Source organism: Wolbachia endosymbiont of Diaphorina citri, assembly GCF_013096535.2.
Lineage (GTDB): Bacteria > Pseudomonadota > Alphaproteobacteria > Rickettsiales > Anaplasmataceae > Wolbachia.
Genome location: NZ_CP051265.2, coordinates 438,272 through 460,889, shown reverse-complemented (window position 1 = coordinate 460,889; position 22,618 = coordinate 438,272). Strand labels below are relative to the sequence as shown.

The window sequence follows — 22,618 nt, the reverse complement described above, 5'->3', positions numbered from 1 at the left end:
TAGAAATGTAATTTTGTGAGGCATTTATGGTTAAAAATAAAGAAAAACATCAAATAGCGTTTTGCGTTTCAGCCTTTACACTCTTAGCTGGTTTATCATTAATCGCAACTGGAATTGCAGTGGGTACCATACCTGCTATAGCTTCTTGTTTAGTGATAGGAGGAATTTTGACTGCCTTGTCTGTTGTGCAATCAGTAGAAAGCTATTTATTTTTACAAAACAGCGAGAAACCTCTAAATAGAATGATTAGTGGTATATGCGATGAACCAGAAAGCAAACTTTTTATAGAAAGGATTTTGCAACCATTCGTTGAACTTTTTAGTGAGCATAAGCAACATAATTAAAGTACACTAAGCATAGAAACCACTTTATCGTAACTTGGTAATGAATTAATTTCTCCAATCGCAGCTAAAGTAATTCTCTCATGCTGAGATAGCAATTCTTCTGCTGCTTTTTTTATATCATAAATAGTAACAGCGCTAATTTTTTCTATGAGTTCATTTTTACTGATGTATTTATTATAGTTACCATAGTAGTGTCCTAATGTTTCAGCACGTGAGCTAACACTTTCTCGTGACATTAAAATTTGGGATTTTACTCGCTCTTTTACTCTATTTACTTCTTCTTCCTTTAGATCATCCGTGGATAATTTCTTCAGCTCTGTCGTTATAGCTTTCAAAAGCTTATCTAGATTACTGCTATCTGTACCAGCAAAAATCGAAAGCATTCCTGTATCAGCATAGCTAGAGTTGAATGAGTAAATGGAATAAGCAAGCCCCTGCTTTTCTCTTACTTCCTGAAACAGGCGTGACGACATGCCACTTCCCAGTATAGAATCAAGCACTTTAAATGTGTGATATTTATTATCATCACGAGAAACACTAGGTAGCCCAATTAACAAGTGCACCTGATCTAATTTACGATGTTCTAGATACTCACCACCAGTATAATCTGCATTTTGGCTTTTTTTTAGCTCTTTTGAATGAATATTTGAGAGAAAGTCTTTGATTAATTGAACAACTTCCTCATGTTCAACATTTCCTGCAGCAGCAAATATCATATTTCCGCCAAAGTAATGCTCATTTATGTAGTTATCTAGATTAGCTCGAGTAAAAGATTTGACAGTATCTTGCGTGCCCAAGATTGATCTACCAAATGGTTGATCTTTATAAGCTGCTTCAAAATACTTATCAAAAATGATATCGCTCGGTGAATCATTAGTTTGAAAAATCTCTTGTATTACAACACCCTTTTCGCGTTCCAATTCATCTTCTGGAAATGTAGAGTTCATCAATATATCTATTAATATATCAATGCCAGTTTTTATATCTTTTTTAAGAACCTTTGCGTAATAACTGGTGCTTTCTCTACCGGTGCAGGCATTGAAAGCTCCACCTATGTCGTCAAAAGCTTTTGCAATTTCAAAAGCAGTTCTTGTCTTTGTTCCTTTGAAAGCCATGTGCTCTAGGAAATGAGATATTCCATTTTGACTTGCACTTTCAGCTCTACTGCCAACACCAACTCGTATATTTAAAGCTACGGAATCAACGTCATGCACTCGCTCAGTTATTATGCGCAGACCATTATCTAATTTTGTTACCTGTGGTACATTCATTTTATATACTCTTTTTTAAATTCTCTTCTGCAAAATCCCAATTGATCAAATGATCAAGAAAAACTTTTATGTAGTCAATTCTACGGTTTTGACAATCTAAATAATAGGCGTGCTCCCAGACATCCATAGTGAGTAGTGGCACTTGGCCATAAATTAATGGCAAATCTGCATTTGGAGTTTTGGTGATTTTGAGCTTTCCTTTTTCGAGCACTAACCACACCCATCCACTACCAAATTGGCTTACTCCATAATTTGAAAATTCTTCACAAAATTTGTCAAAGCCACCAATATCATCTTGAATTTTTTTTGCTAGAAGACCATCATCTTTAGGTTTACTACCACCATTTTTTTTCATTGAATTCCAATAAAAAGTGTGATTCCAAACTTGTGCTACATTGTTAAAAATAGGAACTGTATTATTATTTCCATGAACTTTCGTTACTAATTCCTCAATTTCCATATGTTGATAATCTGTATTTTCAACCAGTTCGTTGAGTTTATTTAAGTATCCCTTATGGTGCTTGTCATAATGAAAATCTAGTGTCTTTACAGATATATAAGGCTCTAAAGCTGCTTTATCATATGGCAACTCAGGTAAAGTAAAACTCATGCTGACCTCTTTATTTTCGATGGTATGGTAATATGTGCTTTTGCGCAACAGATAATTTAGTTAGGTAGTGATTGCATTTATTCTAAAACAAGCTATACTGGTAAGATAATTATGTTTTTATTTTTAGAGGGGTAATATGTCGAATTTATTTGAGAATTTTAGTAAATACGCTGCAAGGGGAATTGTTCCTACTAGAAGATTTGGTTATCATCTAGTTCCACAAAATAGTTTCTATAAATCTGTTCATTATATCGATAGTGTTGTTGGACCAGTGAAAAATGTAGCTCTTGGTAGTTACAAAAAAAATCCTTCTATGATTGGGATTATTACTTTTGCGTTAGCTAGTGTAATTCTGCAACCTTTATATCTAGCATTGGCGTATTTGTCATACTGGCCAGCAAAAGGGTTAGCGAAAGTAACAGATAATTATGATCTTAAGTGCAATACAAGATCGTTGATAGATTATTCATCCATGTTGTCATGTAAGGCATGGGACCATAGTAGTGCATTATCTAAATTTGTTAATGCAGTTTTGAATTATGCTGTTAGTGCTGTTATCTGGGCTGCTGCGCTCATTGTTACACCTCTGATTTGGGCTATTGATAAAGTGGCAAGTAAATTTAGTGATGCAAAAAGTGAAGGTGTTGGTAGTCCTTCTTTTTCAAAATAGATAGCCTACCAAGTGCATGTGAAAACATTGTATCTGTGTGGCAAAATAAAGTAGAAGAGAAAAGGCAATTATAGAAACAAGAGGATGTGATGCAAGTAGCTGACACTTGCATCCAGTCTTTTCGTCATCAAAAACGTTGTAAAGTGTTTACCAACTTAATGTTCCATCTGGACCCCAGTGTCTGGGCACTGGTATGACACCTTTATTAAAGGAACTATGTCGGCTATTCAAATAAAACCCATTTCTTTCTATAGTTGTCTTTATCTCTTCTACTTTATTTTGCCACTCTGCTGAACAGATACGTTTCTTTTACCTTTTTTATTCTGTAAATTTTTTAGTATTTATACTCAAAACGTTTAACATAAGAATCATACAAAACTACGAATGGTAAATCAGCATTGCCTTAAAGAGAGTACCCATATTTTCAGTTAACCTTAAAAATTCACTGAAGGTTTGATTTTTCTGTTCATTACTTGCATTTTCCATTAAAGCTTGCACTCTTTCCTTTATACCAAAAAGATATAAAAATTCTCTTTGAGTTAAAATCTCACAATTTACGTGTCTTAATGAATCTTTTAATGATTGAAAGTTTACAAGTGCAGTAATATCACTGTTACCAATATTGTTAAGAAAATTGGCATATTTATGTTGCTTGACCGATTGTAGAGTGCTTTTGTATTCAGGATATACATAACCATAATCTATAATCAGAGCAGCTCCTCTGTTATTTACTATCTTATTCTCAAGTTTCTTTAATATTTCGATTCCGGCTAAGCATACTTCCACTACTGCACCATTGAAATCCCCTGTCATTCCAGTCAGGAATCCAGTTTTTGGTCTGGTTAAGCACTGGAGTGACAATGAAAGACTGCCATTGTCCTGCTTTGTCACTCTGTTTTCATACCACTGTCCATCACGATAAACGAACTGGTCAATTGGAAGGGCGTCAAATAACTCATTTGCAAAAAAAATAGTTGGCCGATTGGGTAAGTTGTCGACATCTGTGTGCCAGTTAATATTTAATCCCTTTAATTTTTCCTTTTGTATTTTCTGTAAAATAGGACTTATCTCAACTAGATGAATGTCCATTGAGCTAAAAAAACAGCTATATTTTTTAGTGACTCTTATTACATCGTGAATGAGCGTTCCTTTACCTGGCCCAAGTTCAACTAGAGAGAATTTTGATGGCTTTCCTAATTTTTCCCATGTATGCATTATCCACACAGCGATTGTTTCGCCAAATAATTGACTAATTTCAGGTGCAGTAATAAAGTCACCGTCTTTGCCAAGTGGTAATTTACTCATGTAATAACCATACTCTTTATGATATAGAGCAGCATTCATAAAATCGCTGATGGATATTGATTCTTGGTTTTTATCAATTAATTCGTGTATATAAGTGAGCATATTATTAATAAATGTTTAACTATAGTGTGCCATACTATAAAATAGTGGAGTATTTATATATATAATATAAGTTTAAAGGCATATGAGTAATAGTGCTTTGGTTATGAATAATCAAGATACGGATTATGTTACCCTGATACCTCAAGGTGATGGTGTTGAATATGAATTTGAAGAAGCTATCAATTTTGTAGAAAATAAGGTTGTAGGTGACGACGGATTGACTTTAGCAGAAATATTTCAAGTGCTAGTTCGAATGTTGAATGGTGACCTAGAGTTAGTAAAAAAAGTGCTGGCATATGCTAATATTATGGTAAAGCATGGAATGAGGTTAGCAAAAGAGTCACAATTGAGCAGGGCTGATGTTCGCAGAGCTTTGGAAGGGAAAGAAAGTGTTTTCAATAGGCAAGATTTTATCAAAAAACCACCTCTTGTACCTTCTATAAAATCGGTTAAAAAGAAAAGCAGAGGTCTTTAAATGGTTGAGTCTATAAAAAAATTTACTGTACAGTGTGATTTCAAAGGGCAAAATTCACCTTTTGCAATATACATAGGAGATCCAAAGGGTGATACTCATCCAATTCACCATCAAGATTCCTGGCTTGCAAAGGAGCGTGGAGGAAACATACCTAATAAAGTCAAAGAAAGTCTGCAAAAATTATATAAGTTATCTAAAGAAAATGGAGTCTCTTTTTCAGAATTATGTGCATATGCTATTACTGTAATTAGTAATAATGATAAAAAAAAGTGATAACAAGTAGTGAGATAAGTTTAATCTCTTAATATTTCATTTATAGAGGTTTTTAATCTCGTATTCTCATCCACCTTTTTTACTATCACTGCACAATAGGTTGAGATATTATTTTTAGATGAAGTAGATCCTGGTATAACTACAGAATAAGGTGGCACCTCACCATAAAATATCTTGCTTGTTTCTCTATCAATGATCTTTGTTGATCCTCCAATAAATACCCCCATGCCAAGGACTGATCCCTCTCTTATTATCACACCTTCGGCTACCTCACTGCGCGCTCCAATGAAGCAATTATCCTCTATAATAACTGGAGAAGCTTGTATGGGCTCAAGAACTCCACCTATTCCCACTCCACCTGAAATATGGCAATTTTTTCCTATCTGTGCACAACTACCAACTGTTGACCAAGTGTCTATCATTGTGCCAGAATCAATGTACGCACCAACGTTGATAAAGCTTGGCATTAGAACAACATTTTCACCTATGTAAGCAGATTGGCGGACAAAACACCCAGGGACTGCTCTAATTTTTGACTGGTAAAATTTTTCCTCATTCCATTCACTAAACTTACTACCGATTTTGTCAAACCAGCAATTGGTGTTGTCTATTATTTTGCTTTCCTCAGTGAGAAAATGTAATAATATTGACTGCTTTATCCACTTATGTACTATCCATTCTCCACTTGATAGCTTTTCTGCTACTCTAATTTTACCACTGTCAAGTAACTCAATTACCTCTTTGATTATTAATCTTGCTTCGTGTTTTAGATTATAGTCATTAAGTTTTTCTTTATCTTTCCAAATATTTTCTATCTCACCTTGTAGATTTTTAGTTGCAAATTTTTCATTTATTATATACATATTGATATCAAATTTATACTATTCTATACGTAAGCACTATGAAAATACAATGTCATAATTGTACTAAAGCCTACTTAGTATCTCATGAGCAAATAGGTGTCTCTGGAAGAAAAGTGAAATGTACAAACTGCAATCACATGTGGCATGAGTATCCCCAAAAAATGTCAAGTGAATTGTGCTCTGTTAACGCACAAGAAAAAAAAGCTAGCTGGAGGCAAAGTTTAACTCTAGCTTTTGCAACAGTTGCAGGGTTATGCGTTATAATTGTTGGTGGTATCTTTCCAGGAGAGGTAAGTAAGATATATAAAGCAGTTAGTTCATATAAAGATTCAATAAGCCATAAATTAGGATACAAAAAAGTGCAAACGGAAAATTCAAATGCGAGAGAACTTGTTGTAAATGAGTTTTATCAAGATTACCTTTTTCTGTCTGATTTTAGATCTAGTTGAATAGGCATAAGTAATCAATGTCATGCAAGTAACTACACTTATTCCTTTATGATAGTGTCATTCCAATGTCAGCTACTTTCATGACGCCCTATGATTGTTATGACATCGTTTACTATAGATTTATTTCAGAAGCTTACATTTGGAAAACTAGTATAGATTTTTTCTACTTCTGTGATATTATAAGCCTGTGATGATAAAATAAGTGAGTATGGGTAAGTCAGCGTATGAAATCATAGAACATGAATATGATGTGGTAATAGTAGGTGCAGGAGGAGCGGGGCTTAGAGCAACACTTGGAATGGCTGCAACTAATTTTGCAGTTGCCTGCATTTCTAAAATTTTCCCTACACGAAGTCATACAGTTGCAGCGCAAGGCGGAATTAGTGCAGCTTTGAGCAATATTGCTGAAGATGATTGGCGCTGGCATGCGTATGACACAATAAAAGGTTCAGATTGGCTTGGCGATCAAGATGCAATAGAGTATATGTGTAAAAATGCTGCCAAAGCTGTTATCGAACTTGAAAATTTTGGCGTACCTTTTTCTCGTACGGAAGATGGTAAAATATACCAGCGTGCTTTTGGTGGAATGACAACTCACTTTGGTAAAGGAAAATCAGCTCAGCGTACTTGTGCAGCAGCAGATAAAACTGGGCATGCAATTCTTCATACTCTATATCAGCAGTGCCTGAAATTCAACGCTGAGTTTTTTGTTGAATACTTTGTAATTGATTTAATTATGGATAGTGAAACAGGCACATGCTGCGGAGTTCTTGCCTGGTCGCTGTGTGACGGCACATTACATAGATTTCGTGCACATTCGGTAGTAATAGCAACAGGTGGTTACGGACGTGTTTATTTTTCTGCAACAAGTGCACACACCTGCACAGGTGATGGTAATGGTATGGTGGTGAGAGCTGGGTTACCACTTGAAGATATGGAATTTGTGCAATTTCATCCAACAGGAATATATGGATCAGGTTGCTTGATGACGGAAGGATGCCGTGGTGAAGGTGGATACCTCGTTAATTCTCAGGGTGAAAGGTTTATGGAACGTTATGCACCAAAGGCAAAAGATTTGGCTTCTCGTGATGTGGTTAGTCGCGCAATAACAATTGAAATTAGAGAGGGAAGGGGAGTTGGACCGAAGAGGGATTACATGCACTTGAATATATCGCATCTTGATCCAGAAGTGATCAAACTCAGATTGCCAGGTATTAGTGAAACAGCAAAAACCTTTGCAGGAGTTGATGTTACTAAAGATCCGATACCTGTTATTCCAACTGTTCATTACAACATGGGCGGTATTCCAACAAACTATCATGGGGAAGTGATCACGTTGCAAAAAGGTAAAGAAGAAGTGGTAGAAGGATTATTTGCAATTGGAGAGGCAGCATGTGTTTCTGTGCATGGTGCAAATCGACTTGGTTCTAATTCGCTTCTTGATCTTGTGGTTTTTGGTAGAGCTGCAGCCCTCAGAGCAAGAGAAAAGTTGAAGCCTGATACACCACATAAAAAATTGCATTTAGACTGCACAGACTGGATAGTAGATCGATTTAATAAAATGCGATTTGCTTCTGGAGAATTCAAAGTAGCAAAAATACGCAGTGAAATGCAGCACACTATGCAGAAATATGCATCAGTATTCCGTGTTGCTGAAGTTTTAGAAGAAGGTAAAAAAGCTATAAAAGAAGTAGCAAAAATGATGCCTAATATTGCAGTTGAAGATCGTAGTATGATATGGAATAGTGATTTGGTTGAAGCGCTTGAGCTTGCCAACATGATTCCACAAGCAGTTATTACTATGGAATGCGCAGCCAATCGTGAGGAAAGCAGAGGTGCCCACGCTCGTGAAGATTTTCCCACGCGTGATGATAAAAATTGGATGAAGCATACTATGGCATGGCTTAAAGAAGAGAAAAGCCAAGTCAGTGTAGAAATTGACTATAAAAAAGTTGCTGAAAAAACTTTGAGCGATGAGATTAACTTCATAGCGCCAGAGAAGAGGGTTTATTAATCAACTCATATAGTTTATTTGTAAATTGACGTGATATTGATATATCGTTCATTTTAGTAGCTGGGCTTTCTGTATGCTCCGATTGATTTGACGATCTTTGTACTTCTTGCTCTGCTGAGTTGTTAGCTAAATTTTGTTGTTCAGTAATATTTTCAGGTTGTTTTGCAGCTAGGTGATCATCTTTACGGCTTTGCTTATCGGTAGTTAATTCCTTAACAGACTTTCTAATGCCGCTAAGTCCCAAAGTGAATATCAGACAGACTACCCCTGTTATAGCTATGATGGGTAAGGCTGCTCCAATTGCAATTTGTCCTTGGAAGCAAGAAAGTGTTACCATTGTAATAATAGTAGTTGCTACTGTGATTGCTAACAATACACTAGCTCTCCTGCCCGGATCAATGCATTTCCATACAGCAGATGCTCCTTTTTTTACACCAGAACCTAGCTTTTTAATGCCTGATTGACATTTTTTCGAAGCAGTTCCACAGTGGTATTTTTCCTCAAGCTTCTCTTTTAGTTCTTTAGCTTTTTCCTGTGCTTTCTGTGGAGTACTTGAACAATCTTTTAGATCTCGTAAAGTTAAATAGTACTTTTTAGTATGGAATTCTGGATCTTCTAACCATAAAGAATCAGGGTTAGCACCGTTTTGTAATAATGCTGAACAAAACTTTGTTGTATTATCATAATTAGTTGCTAAATCAAAAATTGTTTCTTGCGATAGGTATTCGATACTTTTTTTTTCTGCTTTTTTCTTTAGTGCTAATTCTAGAGGTGTATTGCCTTGCCTGTTAGCTGCTTTTATAGCTTCATCTAATTTATCTTCAGATATTTTTCTTTCTTTTACTAAGGCTAATATTAATTTCAAGTATGTAACTTTTTGCTTTCCTCTCAGCAAGGCAATATGGTGTAAAGCATTGTTGCCATTTGCATCCTTAAGATTAATATCTGCTCCTTTTTGCAATAATTCCTTAAAAGATTTTTCATTTTTATCTTTAATTGCTAAATGTAGTTGATAATTGTCATTACTATCTGGAGTATTTATGGTATGTGGTATAATTTCTTTAGTTTTTGTTCTTATCTCTGATTTTAATTCAGGTGTCTTTACTGACTTTGCTAATTTTTCTAAGAAATCACAATAGTATGTCTTTTGCTCTTCTTTTAAGTATTGTAATTCTTTTGTAGATAATCCTAAATTGTCAGAGCTGGCTCCATATTCTAGCAATTTTGTAAGAAACTTAAGTGTGTTATCGTTATCTTGGATTGTCTGAGAATTATGTTTCCCTTTTATTATCTTGTTAATTAGTGCTACCTGAAAAGGAGTCTTTCCTTCTTGATTTTCACTATCAACAAGTTGTGCTAGATCTTCTTTCGTGATCGTTTTTATTAGGGTACCTAGAAATTTGCATTTTTGTTTCTTTTTGAGCGATGCAATAAGGTGTAAAATATTATTTCCTTTTTCATCTGTTATGCCACTGACATTTGTGCAATCTTTTAGATATTTTCTAAATTTCCTGTTGTTTCCATTTTGGATTGCATTTAGTAATTGAACGTCATTATCAGAATCCGATATTCCGTTTATTTCATCTTTAAAATCGCTATCAGAATCTGATATTCCGTTTATTTCATCTTCAAAATCGCTACCGTAGCCACTGTCTTGTTCATTGTACCTACTCAAACAACTTTTAGTGATTTCAGAAATTACTTGGTTTTTTGTTTCATTTGATATTCTTTTCGATCGTTCTATTACTTCACCTAGCACTGGAAGGAAGCACTGGATATAATACCTGTAATATTTTTCCTGTTCTCTAAGTGATGCTTCTAATTTAATCAATACTTCAGGGCTAGCACCTTCCTTAAGTAACCTTTTGCATTCCTTGAGTGTTCCATCTCGACTTCTTGGTTTTTCATGCTTATGTTTTTCTTTTTTTACCTTTCTCTCTATAATATTATACAATTGCTTGTCTTTTTTATCTTGCTCTGGTTTTTCATTTTTGTTTATACATTTGTCTAGTTTATTTGCATTACTAACTAATACACTTGAATCTATAACCATATAAAAACCTCAATATTAAAGCTATTTGGCGTTAGCGCTTCAACTAACAACCTATTGAATTGGACTTTTAAATTGAGCTAGATGTTATCGAAATATAGGTGGAAAGCTAGTTTCTATTAGAAAATCTGTTGTCATAATTAAATCCCCACTTTAGCACTTGTCTACTATTTTAACTATTTTATCTTAAAAAATAATAAATGTGGCTAAACTGTGAAGCGTGAATGCTGCTAAAAGAGATAAACAAATATTTTTATAGATCTTTCGGGCTTTGTTTTTCTTCTAATTTTTTAATCCTTTCTTTATTTAGTATTGATTTTATCTCTTCTACGCTTTTATCAAGATTATCATTAATTATTACGTAATCATATTTATTACTTTTACTTATCTCTTTTTGCGCTTCGGCTAATCTACGCTCTATTTCAATTTCATCATCACTATTACGCCTTTGTAGACGCAGTCTAAGCTCTTCCATTGAGGGAGGTAGTATAAAAACACTTACAACTTTTTCTCTTAAGATTTCAAACAAATGAAATGCTCCTTGCCAATCTATATTCAGTAAAACACTTATTCCACTGCTCAGGTTTTGTTCTATAAAATCTTTTGGTATACCGTAAAAATTCTCAAAAACTTTGGCATATTCAAGCATTTGACCAGCCTTACATAGTTCGTGAAACTTTTCTTCAGTAACGAAAAAATAGTCTTTTCCGTTTACTTCACCGGGACGAGGTTTGCGTGTAGTCATAGAAACAGACATAACTAAATCAGTTGATTGCTCAAGTAATTTTTCTGATATAGTAGTTTTTCCAGCTCCAGAAGGAGAGGATAGAATCAGTAGTATGCCCTCATTTTTTACGGTCATTTTTCTTTATTTAACAAGTACATTATAGAGCTTTTTTAAGACTTTGTATTTTTTGAATCAAAGTTTAAAAGACTAGAGCCCTCTAAATTAGAATTTGATAAATTGGCATCAATAAGAGAGGAATTATCAAAGACAGTATAACGTAAATCGGCTTTTTCAAGATTTGCCTTATTCAAATTAACGTTTACAAACTTTGCTCTACTTAATATTGAATTAGAAAAATTAGCATTTTCTAAATTCATATCCTTAAACTCAAAGTAAGAATAATTTACATCAAATTTTTTGCCCTGCGATATTTTCTCTTGCAGATCTTTAATTGAAGTTATAGCACTCTCTAGATCTGTAATTTTGCTCTGTCCCTGATTGTCAATCAAAATTGAATTATCAAATTTGCAATCTGTTAAATGAATATCAGCAATTGAACTTTTATATATGCTTGAAGAGAGGAAAGAGACATCACTCACTGTTGAATTACTCAAATTGCTAAGAAAAAAACTAGTCTTTCTAAAGGCATTATCATAAAACACGGAGGATTTGAAATCACTTTCAATAAAGTTTGAATTAGTGACTTTTGACTTAGACCAGCTCGAATTATCAGCTAATAATTTGAAGAATATTGAATTTTCTATCTCACTCGAATCCATATTATAGTGGGAAAGAGTACTATTATAAATTTGAGAGTCTTGAATTTTTGTCTTATAAATTGAAGTTGTGGAAAGATCTGAATCTTCTATTTTTGCAGAGGTAAACAATGAATGGTCAAAGAACGAACCATTCATGTCAGAATTCACAACTTTAGTATTATGAAACTTTCCGTGACAAATGTTAGCATCATAGGTGTTAACTTTATACAATTCACTAAAACTAAAATCAATATTAGATAAGTCAGCATCCTGAAGGTCTGATTCGAAAACATATGCATGTTTTATCTTGGAACCATTTAGTATAGATTTAATGAAGTTTGAATTATCCCCTTTCACATAGGAAATTTGTGAATTGCTTAAATTGGCTTTTTCAAAGTTACTATCAACTATAATAGAAGCATTAAAATAGGCGTTCGAAAGATTGCTACCTGTAAAATCCGATTTTTTTATTTCTGCACCATATATGTTAGCATTTTTTAATGAAGAAAATTGTACCTTGAGCTTATGTGCATCCACTCCAAAGAAACTTGCGTTGTCGAAATTATTTTTCTGCATAACAGTGTCGTTTATTTCACTATCACTAAAATTGATGTAGCTGGCACTTGAGTTTGATAAATTGGAGAAATTCATTTTTACATTCAAAAACTTGGTATGCAAACCAATTATATTACGCATACTTACTTTGTTGAGATTAGAATTGATAAAATCAGCATAACTGATATTAGACTGATCAAATATGATATCTGTTAAATTTGTAGAAGCAAATTTTGAAAAACTTAAATTTGTGCCTTTTATTTTAACGCCATGTAAATTAGCATTGGAAAAATTAGCACCACGTAAATCAACATCGATAAAAGACACATCTGATAAATCGGTGTTAGAAAAATCGGCACCAATCAAACTCACTCCGTCAAAAATAGATTTATTTAAATATAATTGACTAAAATTAGCCCCATTTAAATTAGGGCCAAAACCTTTCTTAAAATCTTGTGGAACCCCTGCTTTGCTGCACTGTACTAAAAACTTAGCAAAATCTTTTGTATTGTAAGATACGTATTTTATATCGTGCAGAGCGCTTAAAAAATCATTGATTGCATCATCTCCATAGCATAAATGACCAACTAAAATTAATATCAAAAGTCTAATTATCTTTTGCATCACACGTGTTTTCTTTTGTTTTTATAGCAAAGTTATACATCTCTGAGTTTTCTTGATTGTTTATTTCTTTATCCTCTAAAAGGTATGGCATCATTTCGGCAATTGCGTTTATTATGTTGATCTGATTCCTTTCGATTGCTATTTCAATAGGGGACTTAAAATTATTATCAACTACTCTAGGATCAGCACCTTGTAATAAGAGAAAGCGAACTGTGTCTATTTCACCTTGTTTCACTGCATAAATTAGAGGAGTATCACCCAATTTATTTCTAAATCTTAGTATTTCTTGAATTGTTAATCCAATTTTTTCTAGCTTATTTATTACTCCTCTTAGACAAATTAAGTTGCCCTTCTTGATGCAGTAAAAAAATTGCTTACTGTAATCATCAGTAGATATAGTTTTAGGAAGGTGCTCGTTTAGGCTATCATATTGTCTTTTATATATAGACTTGCTTTTATGTTTTTTTATTTCTTTGTTTAGCTTTGTCCATTTTTCGCTTTCTTCATTTTCTTTGTTCACAGGTGTTATATTGTCAGGCTGTTCTTCTTTCTTTTTCTCTGTTAATTGGCTTGTTGAAAGTTCGGTGTCTTTTTTGCTAATCTCCTCTTCAGGCTGTAGGTTTGTTTGATTATTGTGACTGATTTTCTTCTCTTCAGGTTCTTCTTTTTTTTCTTCTGATAAAGGACTTGTTAGAGCTTTGGTATCTTTTATATTAGTCTCCTCTTCAGACTGTAGGTTTGTTTGATTACTTGAAGGTACTTCTTCATTGATTACATTTGTTGGGTCTGTGCTTTCTTTGAGTTCGCTCAGAAGCGGAGAAGTTTTTTCAGCATCAGTGTTGCTTTTCGATACGTCTTCTTGATTTATACTGCTTTCATTTTTATTTTCTTCAGGCTGTTCTGCAGCAAGCAGGTTAGATATAACAATTAATAATATGAAGAATGCTTTATATTTCATAAACATTGCAAATATAGGCTTAATTAAAATGATACTATAATCAAATGATTAATCTATAATAAAAAATGCCTTAGGGTTTGATTTATACTTGCTAGTTAATTTTATAGAAAACAAAATGTTCATAGTTGTGGCATAAAGTGAAAAATGCAAAAAATTACTTGACACATTTTGTAATTTGATTTTTATCAGTAAAAGTGAGGGTATTTTAGAGCTCGAAATTCACCTTATTCAAGTCTGCAGACTTTTCAATTAATTTCTCAATAAAAAAATATAGCACAGTCTACTTCAGTGCATATACGTGTGCTTAATTTCTGTCATAAGGTGTGTTATATTTTTCTAAATCTTTTCTTTATAGGAGGATCATTATGTCTAAAATTCCTTAAACATTAATTTAAACATTTATTAAATAGTGCAGTACTGCCTTACGCGTTGCTAATCCAAACTTTACTTGCTGTAAAATAACACAATCTGCTATATCATTGCTAGTTTCGATACCTCTATTTATTGGTCCTGGGTGCATAACAATTGCATCGGGTTTTGCGTGCGATAGTTTTTGTGCATCAAGTCCATACAAGTGAAAATATTCTTTTTCTGAATAATTATTATTCATGCGCTCTTTTTGCAATCTTAAAAGCATAATTACGTCAGCATCCTTTATACCTTCAGTTAGTGAGTAGTGAAGTGAATCTACTTCAGAAAAATGTTTACACATCAAAGCTGGTGGTGCAACTAAGCTTATTTTTGCTCCAAACATTTTCAGCAATCTTATATTTGATCTTGCAACTCTACTGTGCAAGATATCTCCACATATAACAATTTTGAGGTTTTTTATTTGCTTTTTATGATTGATAATTACAAGATAATCTGCAAGAGCTTGAGTTGGATGTTCACTGCTTCCATCGCCTGCGTTGATTAGCGAGCAGTTGACATGCTTTGCCAATGTATTAATAATACCACTACTTTTATGCCTGATTATCATATAGTCAGGATTCATTGCATTTAGTGTTTTTATCATATCTTTTAGATCTTCCCCTTTGTTAATAGAAGAAGATTTTATTGGTAAAGTTATAACATTTGCTCCAAGGCTTTTTGCTGCTATTTCAAAAGATGCGAGCGTACGTGTTGAATCTTCAAAGAATAGGTTTATGACTATTTTATTTTTCAGAACATGACTATTTTCAACTTTTTCTTCAAGGTATTGATTGGCTAATTTAGTTATATTTTCTACATCACCGATTGTGAGGTCTGAGATATTTAATAAATTCCTTCTCTTGTCCATAGCTCCTTTTTTGAGCTTATTCTACTTTCTTAATTTCAATTACACAACTCTAAAGTAAAGTAGAAGGAAGCTATAAAATTTTATTTCCACTTACATTCATCTGCTATCATAACAGCCTCAAAGAGATGCTTCTCAAGCTCACTTATAGGCAGAGTACTTTGTAGGTAATTTCCCCAAGATTTTAACACATCAGAAGTTTCAATACCTTCAACAATAGGATATTCTTGATTTTTTTTAGCATATAGCTCTTGAGCCTGTTTGCTTACAAAAAACTCCAATAAAGCTATGGCATTTTCTCTGTGTTTTGCGTTTTTTGTTACTGCTGCACCACTAATATTCACCATTACACCATCACTCGGAAAGAAAGCTCCTAACTTTTCTGTGATATTCTTTTTATTTTCTGATGAAAGGATTCTTGCAAAGTAGTAGCTGTTTACTATTGCAACATTGCCTTCACCAGCGGCTACAGCATAAATTTGATCTGTATCACCACCGCTTGGTTTTCTTGCCATGTTGCTTACAATTCCACTCACCCATTCTTTTGTTTTTTCAAAACCATTTTTTGCAATCATAAAAGCGATCAATGATCGGTTATATGGACTTGTGGAAGAGCGTACTAATATTTTCCCTTTCCATTTTTCATTCGCTAAATCTTCATAGGTACTTAATTCCTTAGGATCTACTGATTCTTTATTGTAAACCAATATTCTAGCTCTTTTTGTGAGACCAAACCAATAATCTTCATTATCTCTAAATTTTGCAGGTATGGCATTTTTTAGAGTCTCTGAATCCACTTGAGATAAGAGCCCTCTTTTTTTGGCTAAAATCAAATTCACTGCATCTGCAGTTAAAAACAAATCAGCTTCACCACCATTTTCCATGCGTGAAAGCAATTGGGAATAATCGTCAATGATATAACGTACCTTGATGCCAGTGGTTTTTGTAAAATCATCAAACAAACTATGTACTAATTCTTCTTTACGTGATGAATAAACGTTTACCACTTGTGAATCATCAGTTCCGCTATTTTTATATAAAAAATTAACGACTATCAATATAGCTGCTACTAAAGGTATAAATACTAAAACTTTTTTCATAAACAAACCCCTTTAGCTTAAAGTACTCAAATAGCGAGGCCTTAGCAAGTATAAAAATTCCAATCAATGGACATTGTAGGAGATTTATTTCATCCACCTATACTATAGATAGCATCCTTATAATTGTGAGATTGAACTACAACCTGCTCAAGCGTTAAACTGCTGCGTTTAGCGTCTTTACTATGATTTTCTCCAAGAACATTTGTTCTTTCTCGTTTTATTTCCTCAATGAATTTCCCATTAACATTTTTAGGATCAATCGTTTCTTCAGAATATACAAGATTAGTGCAATTTGTTTTTCTATAGTAATGCACGCCAACACACACAGCTAATAATGCAACTATAACTAAGCCTGTAAGTGGTAATAATCTTATGTTATTGATCAAAGGATTCTGGTAAAATTTTTGTATATTATTAACACCACCTTCCATATACAGCAATAAAGGGAGCGATATATTTGCAGCAACTACGGCAGTTAATAATGTAGTAAATAGTGGCCTATTATTAATTAAAGACTCCATTTTGTTAGTTTTACTAATTACTTTTTCGTCAATATTGACGAAGCCTTTTTTAGATTTCCAAGCATTAAGGACAAAATTTGAATGAGTGCCATTGCTATATTCCAGCCTTACAGACTTTATAACTTTACCTTCTGGCTGGTTCATCAAAACATTATCTAAAACTTCATCTGCATTTTTTTCTTGAGTTTGATATTCTTTGGTATTTACAAACTGTTTTATTCCAAGCAGCATTGGGCTAATTGCAAACAGTGAAGCAACTGCAATAATCGGTACGACGGTATAGAGCGGACTGTTTGTAAAGAACGTAATAAATTTTGCTTTATCTTGTAAATATACTAAAGCTGTAGATGTGCTAAGCACGATAGCGGCTGCACCAAAAATTACAACGCCTTTCTGCTGCATGGCGTACTGCGCTTTGGGCCAGAATCTGTTTTTTTGCAGTTTAGATTTGCTGTTTGTAGGCGAAGATTCTTGAGAACTACTTCTGCTCGTGTATGATGGCGGAGAAGTTGAAGGTGTATCGCTATGCTGACTGAACTTTTCAAGAAGATTTTTTTCACTTTCATCCCTATTCCATGGTTGATCAAATACTGTTTCTTGAGAAGGTGATCTGCTTAGAGTTGGATGTTGACTATTTGTTTCATTATCAGTTTTAGAACTATCTTCTGGAGTTTTTTTACTTTTATTTATAACTGCATAAGCAGGTTCTTCTGGTCTACTGTCAGCTGATCCGTTTGAAGTAGGTAAATTCAACTCTGCATAAGAAGATTCTTCTAATCTATTTGGGCTTTGTGGTATATTAAGTTGTGAATCTGAATTTCTTGGTGGAAGAGTAGGTACTATTTCATCAAGTTGTGAAGCTTGATTAGCTGGTAGAATAGATGATGGCTTATTTGAGGCAGCTTCTTCAAATGGATCTGTGTTTTTGCCATCTTGTTTTGGAGTACTTGTTCTGGGAGTTGGTGCTGGTGGAGTTGCTGCACTATTTTCACTCACCGTTGTATGAGAAACCATTGTGACGTTATCTTTATTTCCTGATCCAGGCATATTCGCTCCAAAATTAATTACAATGTTATGTTGATTACGCTATAGTTATTAAGATATAGTGAATACTAATTTAAGAATAAATATTAGTATAAGAACTGCTGATCAAAGATCCTTTCATTCAAAGGGCAATCTTTGTCAAAAAGTAGAGTGACTGTATTTTCGTGATCTTTCTGTATTTTTACCTGCGATATATCGTGAAATTCCTTGTAATCTGATACTACAAGTGCTGGACGATTTTTCACATCATTGATATCAATTTGCACTATTGTATCATTTGAGATTAGCGCTCCATTCCAACGCCTTGGGTAGTAGCTATTAATGGAAGTCAGTGCAAGTAAATTTGAATTAAGTGGTAAGATTGGCCCACCGGCAGAGAAGTTATATGCAGTGCTACCTGTTGGGGTAGACAATATAATTCCATCTCCTCTGAATTTTTCTACTTTTAGCTTATCATTAATGGTAATATTCATCTCCACTATTTGATTTGCATTTCTAAAGACATACACTTCATTTACTGCGATGTAATGGTGTTTTTTGCCATTTATGTCTTTGGCTTCCATTTTTAGTAAAGTTAGCTGAGTAGGAACTGCATGTTCTATATGATCAATTAGATCTTCAAAGCATTTATTCATCAAAAATCCGACGTTACCGGTATTTATTCCATACACATGTATATCTTTATTTCCTATGACGTAGTTGTGCAGAGTGCGTAGCATAAAACCATCACCGCCAACAACTATCAGCAAATCAACTTCAGGCTTACTTGCTTCTGCTATATTGATAAAATTAAGCTCCTGCAGTAGTTTAGATACTTCCTGAGACTTGGGTAGCGAAGAAGCAATATAGCCTACATTTTTATATTTATACATGTTAAATAAAGAGGGGAGGAACTAAAAAAGACTCCCGTATTTATCATTAAACTTAGCTATTTTACTATCCTTCTCCCCTGAACCGCTTGTCAAACTTCCAGTCCATGCAGGATGAGTAAGAGGATCTCTATCAAGCTTTATTCTTTGACCTTCTTTTCCATAAGTGGAATAAGTTTCAAACTCTTGACCATCTGTCATAACTATAGTAACTTTGTGATAATCGATTTCTGCCATTGTTCTTACAAATTTCTTACCAGCTAAGATTTTAGTGAATCTGGTTCATTTGGTCAATCATTATTGTGAAATATTGACAAAAAATAAATAAAGTAGTATTCTCAATGAAGAATGAAAAATTTTTTATGATTTTTGCTTTTCCTGGTCAGGGCTCCCAATTTGTAGGAATGGGAAAGAGCTTATATGATGAATTTTCAGTTGCAAGGAATGTATTTGATGAAGTAGATGACATATTGGGTAGAAAGCTGTCTCATTTGATTTTCAATGGTCCTATTGAGAAATTAACCATCACGGAAAACGCTCAGCCAGCTATAATGGCAGTGTCAATTGCAACGCTACGTGTTATGAAGTACGTATTTGGTGAATCTCTTTACAGCGTTCAGTATGTTTGTGGGCATTCAGTTGGCGAGTATACAGCGCTGTGTGCTGCAGGGGCATTGACGCTTGAGTCTGCAGTCAAATTGCTAAAAGTTCGTAGCGAAGCAATGCATGAAGCTTCACTAAAATGCAAAGGTGGAATGTTTGCTCTACTTGGAGCAGAAATAAGTGAAGTAGAAGGTATATTAAAATCAGCTCAAATTGATTGTGAAATTGCAAACGATAATGGTGGTGGGCAGGTAGTGGTGAGTGGTACTGCAGAGGCTCTTGAGGTCTTACCTGATTTATTCAAAAACTCAAGTGTCAAGAAAATGATAAAATTACAAGTTAGTGGGCCTTTTCACTCATCTTTTATGAAGCCTGCTGATGAAAAACTTCTGGAATTTTTAAAAAGCATCAACATAACTCGCCCTTCGATTCCTTTTGTATCAAACGTTACAGTTAAGGAAGAAAGTGATCCAGAGATCATAAGAGCTTTGCTCGCTAAGCAAGTTGTAAGTAGAGTAAGATGGAGAGAGATGGTTTTATATATGATAAGCCATGGCACTAATAAGTTTGTTGAAGTTGGCCCTAACAAAGTTTTATCTAATCTAGTTAAAAGAATTGACCAATCTATCAATACAAAAAGCATAGGTAGCATTAGTGATGCTGATAACTTCTTTAATGAATCATTAATGTTGACAGCAAAAAATTTAAAAATAAAAGCTTATAACTAACATAAAGTAAAATTTGTACTATTTTTTGCTTTGATTATTGATAGCAGCTGAATGTCAAACATCGACACTAAAGAATATGATCTAGCGTTGGGTGATACCACGGTTAAGCTTTTTATTAAAAGTAGCGATACAAGTGGGATCAATTTTATTAATGTGCATCAAAATGAAGTAACTTCAAAAGAAGCTGGCGAGCGTATAATCCAGCAGTTTGGTGGAAGAATGCTGTACATTACCCATGGTGATGGTACTATGCGCAATGTAGAATTTTACTTAAATGGTGAGCGGTATGAATTCGATCCCAATCGCATGTTTGATGATGTAGGTGCAGAAGCTAGCTTAAGAGAGTTTGGCAGTGTTTCAGAAGATGCTTTGAGAGCTGTTAGAAACTTTGCAGAAAGAATTTTAGATTTTTTACTTCCTGGTCAAGATCACGTTATCGCTCTGCACAATAACTACAATTCTCCCAGCTACTCATTCAAGAGCTATTTTTCTCCACCACTTTCCCGTGATGTACTGAAGATTTATCCAGAAGTATGTCCAGAAAGTGGAACGGGTGAGTTTTTCTACATGACAGTTGAAGATTGGTTCGATTCTTTAAAACAGAAAGAAATTTTTAATATAGTATTGCAAAATAACAAAGCAGTTGAAGATGATGGTTCTTTATCTGTATATGTAGGGAAGAATAATATTCGGTACTCTAATGTGGAAGCTGAACACGACCATTTAGAGCAGCAAGTAGATATGCTATCTGCTATACACAGTGTTTTGTTTCCTAATGCAAATCAGCCCTTGGTAGTAGATTTATAGTAATATAAAGCGCACTACAAAATTAATGAATCACCTGTCATCTCATTTGGCTTTTTGAGTCCAAGTAGCTGTAAAATAGTAGGGGCAATATCAGATAATCTTCCATCTCTTAATTTTAGATTATTATAAGAATCAGAACATACGATAAATGGCACTTTATTTAAAGTGTGAGCTGTGTGAGGTGTATTATTTTCTTCATCGAACATACATTCTACATTGCCATGGTCTGCTGTAATAATTAGTGCAGTGTTACCCACTTCTTTGATAACGTTGAGTACTTTTGCAAGGCAATCATCTACAGCGAGCACAGCTTGCTCAGCTGCTTTTATGTTACCTGTATGTCCTACCATATCAGGGTTAGCGTAGTTTACAACTATCAGCACAAATTCTTGAGAATGAATTTTTTTTACAAGTTCTTCTGTGAGCTCAAAGGCTGACATTTTAGGCTGCAAATCATAAGTTTTAACTTTTGGTGAAGGAATGAGTATTCTTTCTTCGCCAGGAAAAGGTTCTTCTCTTCCGCAATTAAAAAAGAAAGTCACATGCGCATATTTCTCAGTTTCAGCAATGCGCAGTTGCCGTAATTTATTGTCTTCTATTATCTGTCCCAAAGTGTTGGCAAAAGATTCAGGAGGAAAGAGATAAGGGATTTTTAAATCCGCTTTGTATTGCATCATACTTAGAATTGAAGAAAATTTTGCTACCTTAGCGTAATCTGTTTTGCCTAGCAAAATACTTGCCAATTGTATCATTCGATCAGCACGAAAGTTAGCCAGTAGTAGTCCATCTTCTGGTTTTATACCTTGATAATCACCTATTACTGCGGGCCTGATAAATTCATCGGTTATATTATTTTGATAATTTTCATCAATGAGCGATACTGCATCATCATAACGAGGCGCCTTTGCAAATGCGATGGCTTCATAAGCTTCAATTGTTCTTTCCCACCTATTATCACGGTCCATAGCATAATAACGCCCAGAGATAGTGGAGATTCTTATATCATTTTCCTTTATGCTTTCTGTAAATTCTTGAATGCATCTTTTCCCTGAATTTGGCAGTGTGTCTCTGCCATCTAAAAATGCGTGTATTACAACTTTAATTCCGCGCTGTGATATTTTGTTTGCTAAAGATGAAATGTGCTTTTGATGAGAATGAACACCGCCATCTGATATCAATCCCATTATATGGCATATGCCATTCTTACTTTTTAGATCATTAATAAAATTCTGTAGATTTGCATTATTTTCTATCGTTTCGATTGCTTGATTAATACGTTGAAGGCTTTGCATTACCACTCTACCGCTACCAATATTCATGTGACCAACTTCTGAATTGCCTATTTGGCCTTCTGGTAATCCAACATCAGTTCCACAGGCAGATAAACTGCACTTTGGATAATTAGAGCTAATATGTTGCCAACAAGGTGGATTTGAATTGCTAATAGCATTGTATTTACTATTTTCTATTCCATTACCCCAGCCATCTAGTATACATAAAACGACTGATTTAAAGTTCATATAAAAGTTAACATCGAAACCCTCAATGGTACCAAAAACAAACTCTTCTCACAACTTTTGTGTTAAAATAAGAGATAGAAAAAGCTGCTTGGAGGCAATGGT

The 22,618-nt window shown here is 34.1% G+C and carries 22 protein-coding genes and 1 pseudogene; 9 read left to right on the top strand and 14 right to left on the bottom strand.

The window, feature by feature from the left end:
• Positions 1–26: 26 nt before the first annotated feature.
• Complete coding sequence (locus tag HGO49_RS02040; protein ID WP_017531852.1) at positions 27–344, top strand: WD_0736 family protein; 318 nt, start codon at positions 27–29, stop codon at positions 342–344.
• Here HGO49_RS02040 and HGO49_RS02035 read toward each other — a convergent pair.
• Both HGO49_RS02035 and HGO49_RS02030 read right to left on the bottom strand, forming a co-directional pair.
• On the bottom strand, positions 341–1,615 hold the full coding sequence (locus HGO49_RS02035) for a M16 family metallopeptidase (RefSeq protein ID WP_017531851.1): 1,275 nt from the start codon (positions 1,613–1,615) through the stop codon (positions 341–343). The genes HGO49_RS02040 and HGO49_RS02035 overlap by 4 nt on opposite strands.
• Position 1,616: 1 nt before the next feature.
• Entirely contained in the window at positions 1,617–2,225 is a 609-nt protein-coding gene (locus HGO49_RS02030) for a superoxide dismutase (protein WP_017531850.1), read from the bottom strand.
• A gap of 136 nt (positions 2,226–2,361) precedes the next feature.
• On the opposite strand from HGO49_RS02030, the gene HGO49_RS02025 reads away from it, so the two are divergent.
• Entirely contained in the window at positions 2,362–2,895 is a 534-nt protein-coding gene (locus HGO49_RS02025; protein WP_017531849.1) for a hypothetical protein, read from the top strand.
• Positions 2,896–3,273: 378 nt separating this feature from the next.
• Here HGO49_RS02025 and HGO49_RS02020 read toward each other — a convergent pair whose 3' ends face one another.
• The gene (locus tag HGO49_RS02020; protein ID WP_017531848.1) at positions 3,274–4,302 is read right to left on the bottom strand and encodes a class I SAM-dependent methyltransferase; all 1,029 of its coding nucleotides are present in this window, start codon (positions 4,300–4,302) and stop codon (positions 3,274–3,276) included.
• Between the two features lie 82 nt (positions 4,303–4,384).
• Between HGO49_RS02020 and HGO49_RS02015 the strand changes: the two genes are divergently transcribed.
• The gene (locus HGO49_RS02015) at positions 4,385–4,777 is read left to right on the top strand and encodes a hypothetical protein (protein ID WP_017531847.1); all 393 of its coding nucleotides are present in this window, start codon (positions 4,385–4,387) and stop codon (positions 4,775–4,777) included.
• Positions 4,778–5,050 (top strand): DUF2610 domain-containing protein, encoded by a 273-nt coding sequence (locus tag HGO49_RS02010; RefSeq protein ID WP_017531846.1) that lies wholly within the window; start codon positions 4,778–4,780, stop codon positions 5,048–5,050.
• A 20-nt stretch (positions 5,051–5,070) separates the two neighbouring features.
• On the opposite strand, the gene dapD is transcribed toward HGO49_RS02010, so the two are convergent.
• Entirely contained in the window at positions 5,071–5,913 is an 843-nt protein-coding gene (dapD, locus tag HGO49_RS02005) for a 2,3,4,5-tetrahydropyridine-2,6-dicarboxylate N-succinyltransferase (protein WP_017531845.1), read from the bottom strand.
• A 38-nt stretch (positions 5,914–5,951) separates the two neighbouring features.
• On the opposite strand from dapD, the pseudogene HGO49_RS07455 reads away from it, so the two are divergent.
• From HGO49_RS07455 to sdhA, 3 genes and pseudogenes are all read left to right on the top strand, one after another.
• Positions 5,952–6,047 (top strand): annotated as a pseudogene (locus HGO49_RS07455) (MJ0042-type zinc finger domain-containing protein); the annotation flags it as partial.
• Between the two features lie 27 nt (positions 6,048–6,074).
• On the top strand, positions 6,075–6,362 hold the full coding sequence (locus HGO49_RS02000) for a hypothetical protein (RefSeq protein ID WP_237398597.1): 288 nt from the start codon (positions 6,075–6,077) through the stop codon (positions 6,360–6,362).
• A 208-nt stretch (positions 6,363–6,570) separates the two neighbouring features.
• Positions 6,571–8,376 carry a succinate dehydrogenase flavoprotein subunit gene (gene sdhA, locus HGO49_RS01995; protein WP_017531843.1) on the top strand — a complete coding sequence of 602 codons (1,806 nt, stop codon included), beginning with the start codon at positions 6,571–6,573 and terminating at the stop codon, positions 8,374–8,376.
• Here sdhA and HGO49_RS01990 read toward each other — a convergent pair.
• From HGO49_RS01990 to rpmE, 9 genes are all read right to left on the bottom strand, one after another.
• The gene (locus HGO49_RS01990) at positions 8,348–10,429 is read right to left on the bottom strand and encodes an ankyrin repeat domain-containing protein (protein WP_017531842.1); all 2,082 of its coding nucleotides are present in this window, start codon (positions 10,427–10,429) and stop codon (positions 8,348–8,350) included. The two genes, sdhA and HGO49_RS01990, sit on opposite strands and share 29 nt — an antisense overlap.
• A 250-nt stretch (positions 10,430–10,679) precedes the next feature.
• Positions 10,680–11,288, bottom strand: a complete 609-nt coding sequence (gene gmk, locus HGO49_RS01985) for a guanylate kinase (RefSeq protein WP_017531841.1) — start codon at positions 11,286–11,288, stop codon at positions 10,680–10,682.
• Between the two features lie 35 nt (positions 11,289–11,323).
• Complete coding sequence (locus HGO49_RS01980) at positions 11,324–13,090, bottom strand: pentapeptide repeat-containing protein (RefSeq protein ID WP_017531840.1); 1,767 nt, start codon at positions 13,088–13,090, stop codon at positions 11,324–11,326.
• Positions 13,074–14,048, bottom strand: a complete 975-nt coding sequence (locus HGO49_RS01975) for an ankyrin repeat domain-containing protein (RefSeq protein ID WP_017531839.1) — start codon at positions 14,046–14,048, stop codon at positions 13,074–13,076. Before HGO49_RS01975 ends, HGO49_RS01980 begins: the two co-directional genes overlap by 17 nt.
• A gap of 391 nt (positions 14,049–14,439) precedes the next feature.
• Positions 14,440–15,327: an aspartate carbamoyltransferase catalytic subunit gene (locus HGO49_RS01970; protein ID WP_017531838.1), complete on the bottom strand. Its 888-nt coding sequence runs from the start codon at positions 15,325–15,327 to the stop codon at positions 14,440–14,442.
• Between the two features lie 80 nt (positions 15,328–15,407).
• Positions 15,408–16,424 (bottom strand): Fe(3+) ABC transporter substrate-binding protein, encoded by a 1,017-nt coding sequence (locus HGO49_RS01965; RefSeq protein ID WP_017531837.1) that lies wholly within the window; start codon positions 16,422–16,424, stop codon positions 15,408–15,410.
• 89 nt (positions 16,425–16,513) lie between these two features.
• Complete coding sequence (locus HGO49_RS01960) at positions 16,514–17,992, bottom strand: hypothetical protein (protein WP_017531836.1); 1,479 nt, start codon at positions 17,990–17,992, stop codon at positions 16,514–16,516.
• An 83-nt stretch (positions 17,993–18,075) separates the two neighbouring features.
• Entirely contained in the window at positions 18,076–18,861 is a 786-nt protein-coding gene (locus tag HGO49_RS01955; RefSeq protein WP_017531835.1) for an NAD kinase, read from the bottom strand.
• A 21-nt stretch (positions 18,862–18,882) separates the two neighbouring features.
• Positions 18,883–19,095, bottom strand: coding sequence for a 50S ribosomal protein L31 (gene rpmE, locus HGO49_RS01950; RefSeq protein ID WP_006013575.1), 213 nt, complete (start codon positions 19,093–19,095; stop codon positions 18,883–18,885).
• Between the two features lie 125 nt (positions 19,096–19,220).
• Between rpmE and fabD the strand changes: the two genes are divergently transcribed.
• Both fabD and HGO49_RS01940 read left to right on the top strand, forming a co-directional pair.
• Complete coding sequence (fabD, locus tag HGO49_RS01945) at positions 19,221–20,189, top strand: ACP S-malonyltransferase (RefSeq protein ID WP_026092609.1); 969 nt, start codon at positions 19,221–19,223, stop codon at positions 20,187–20,189.
• A 51-nt stretch (positions 20,190–20,240) separates the two neighbouring features.
• On the top strand, positions 20,241–20,996 hold the full coding sequence (locus HGO49_RS01940) for a hypothetical protein (protein ID WP_017531833.1): 756 nt from the start codon (positions 20,241–20,243) through the stop codon (positions 20,994–20,996).
• 14 nt (positions 20,997–21,010) lie between these two features.
• Here HGO49_RS01940 and gpmI read toward each other — a convergent pair whose 3' ends face one another.
• The gene (gene gpmI / locus HGO49_RS01935) at positions 21,011–22,516 is read right to left on the bottom strand and encodes a 2,3-bisphosphoglycerate-independent phosphoglycerate mutase (RefSeq protein ID WP_017531832.1); all 1,506 of its coding nucleotides are present in this window, start codon (positions 22,514–22,516) and stop codon (positions 21,011–21,013) included.
• Between the last annotated feature and the right edge of the window lie 102 nt (positions 22,517–22,618).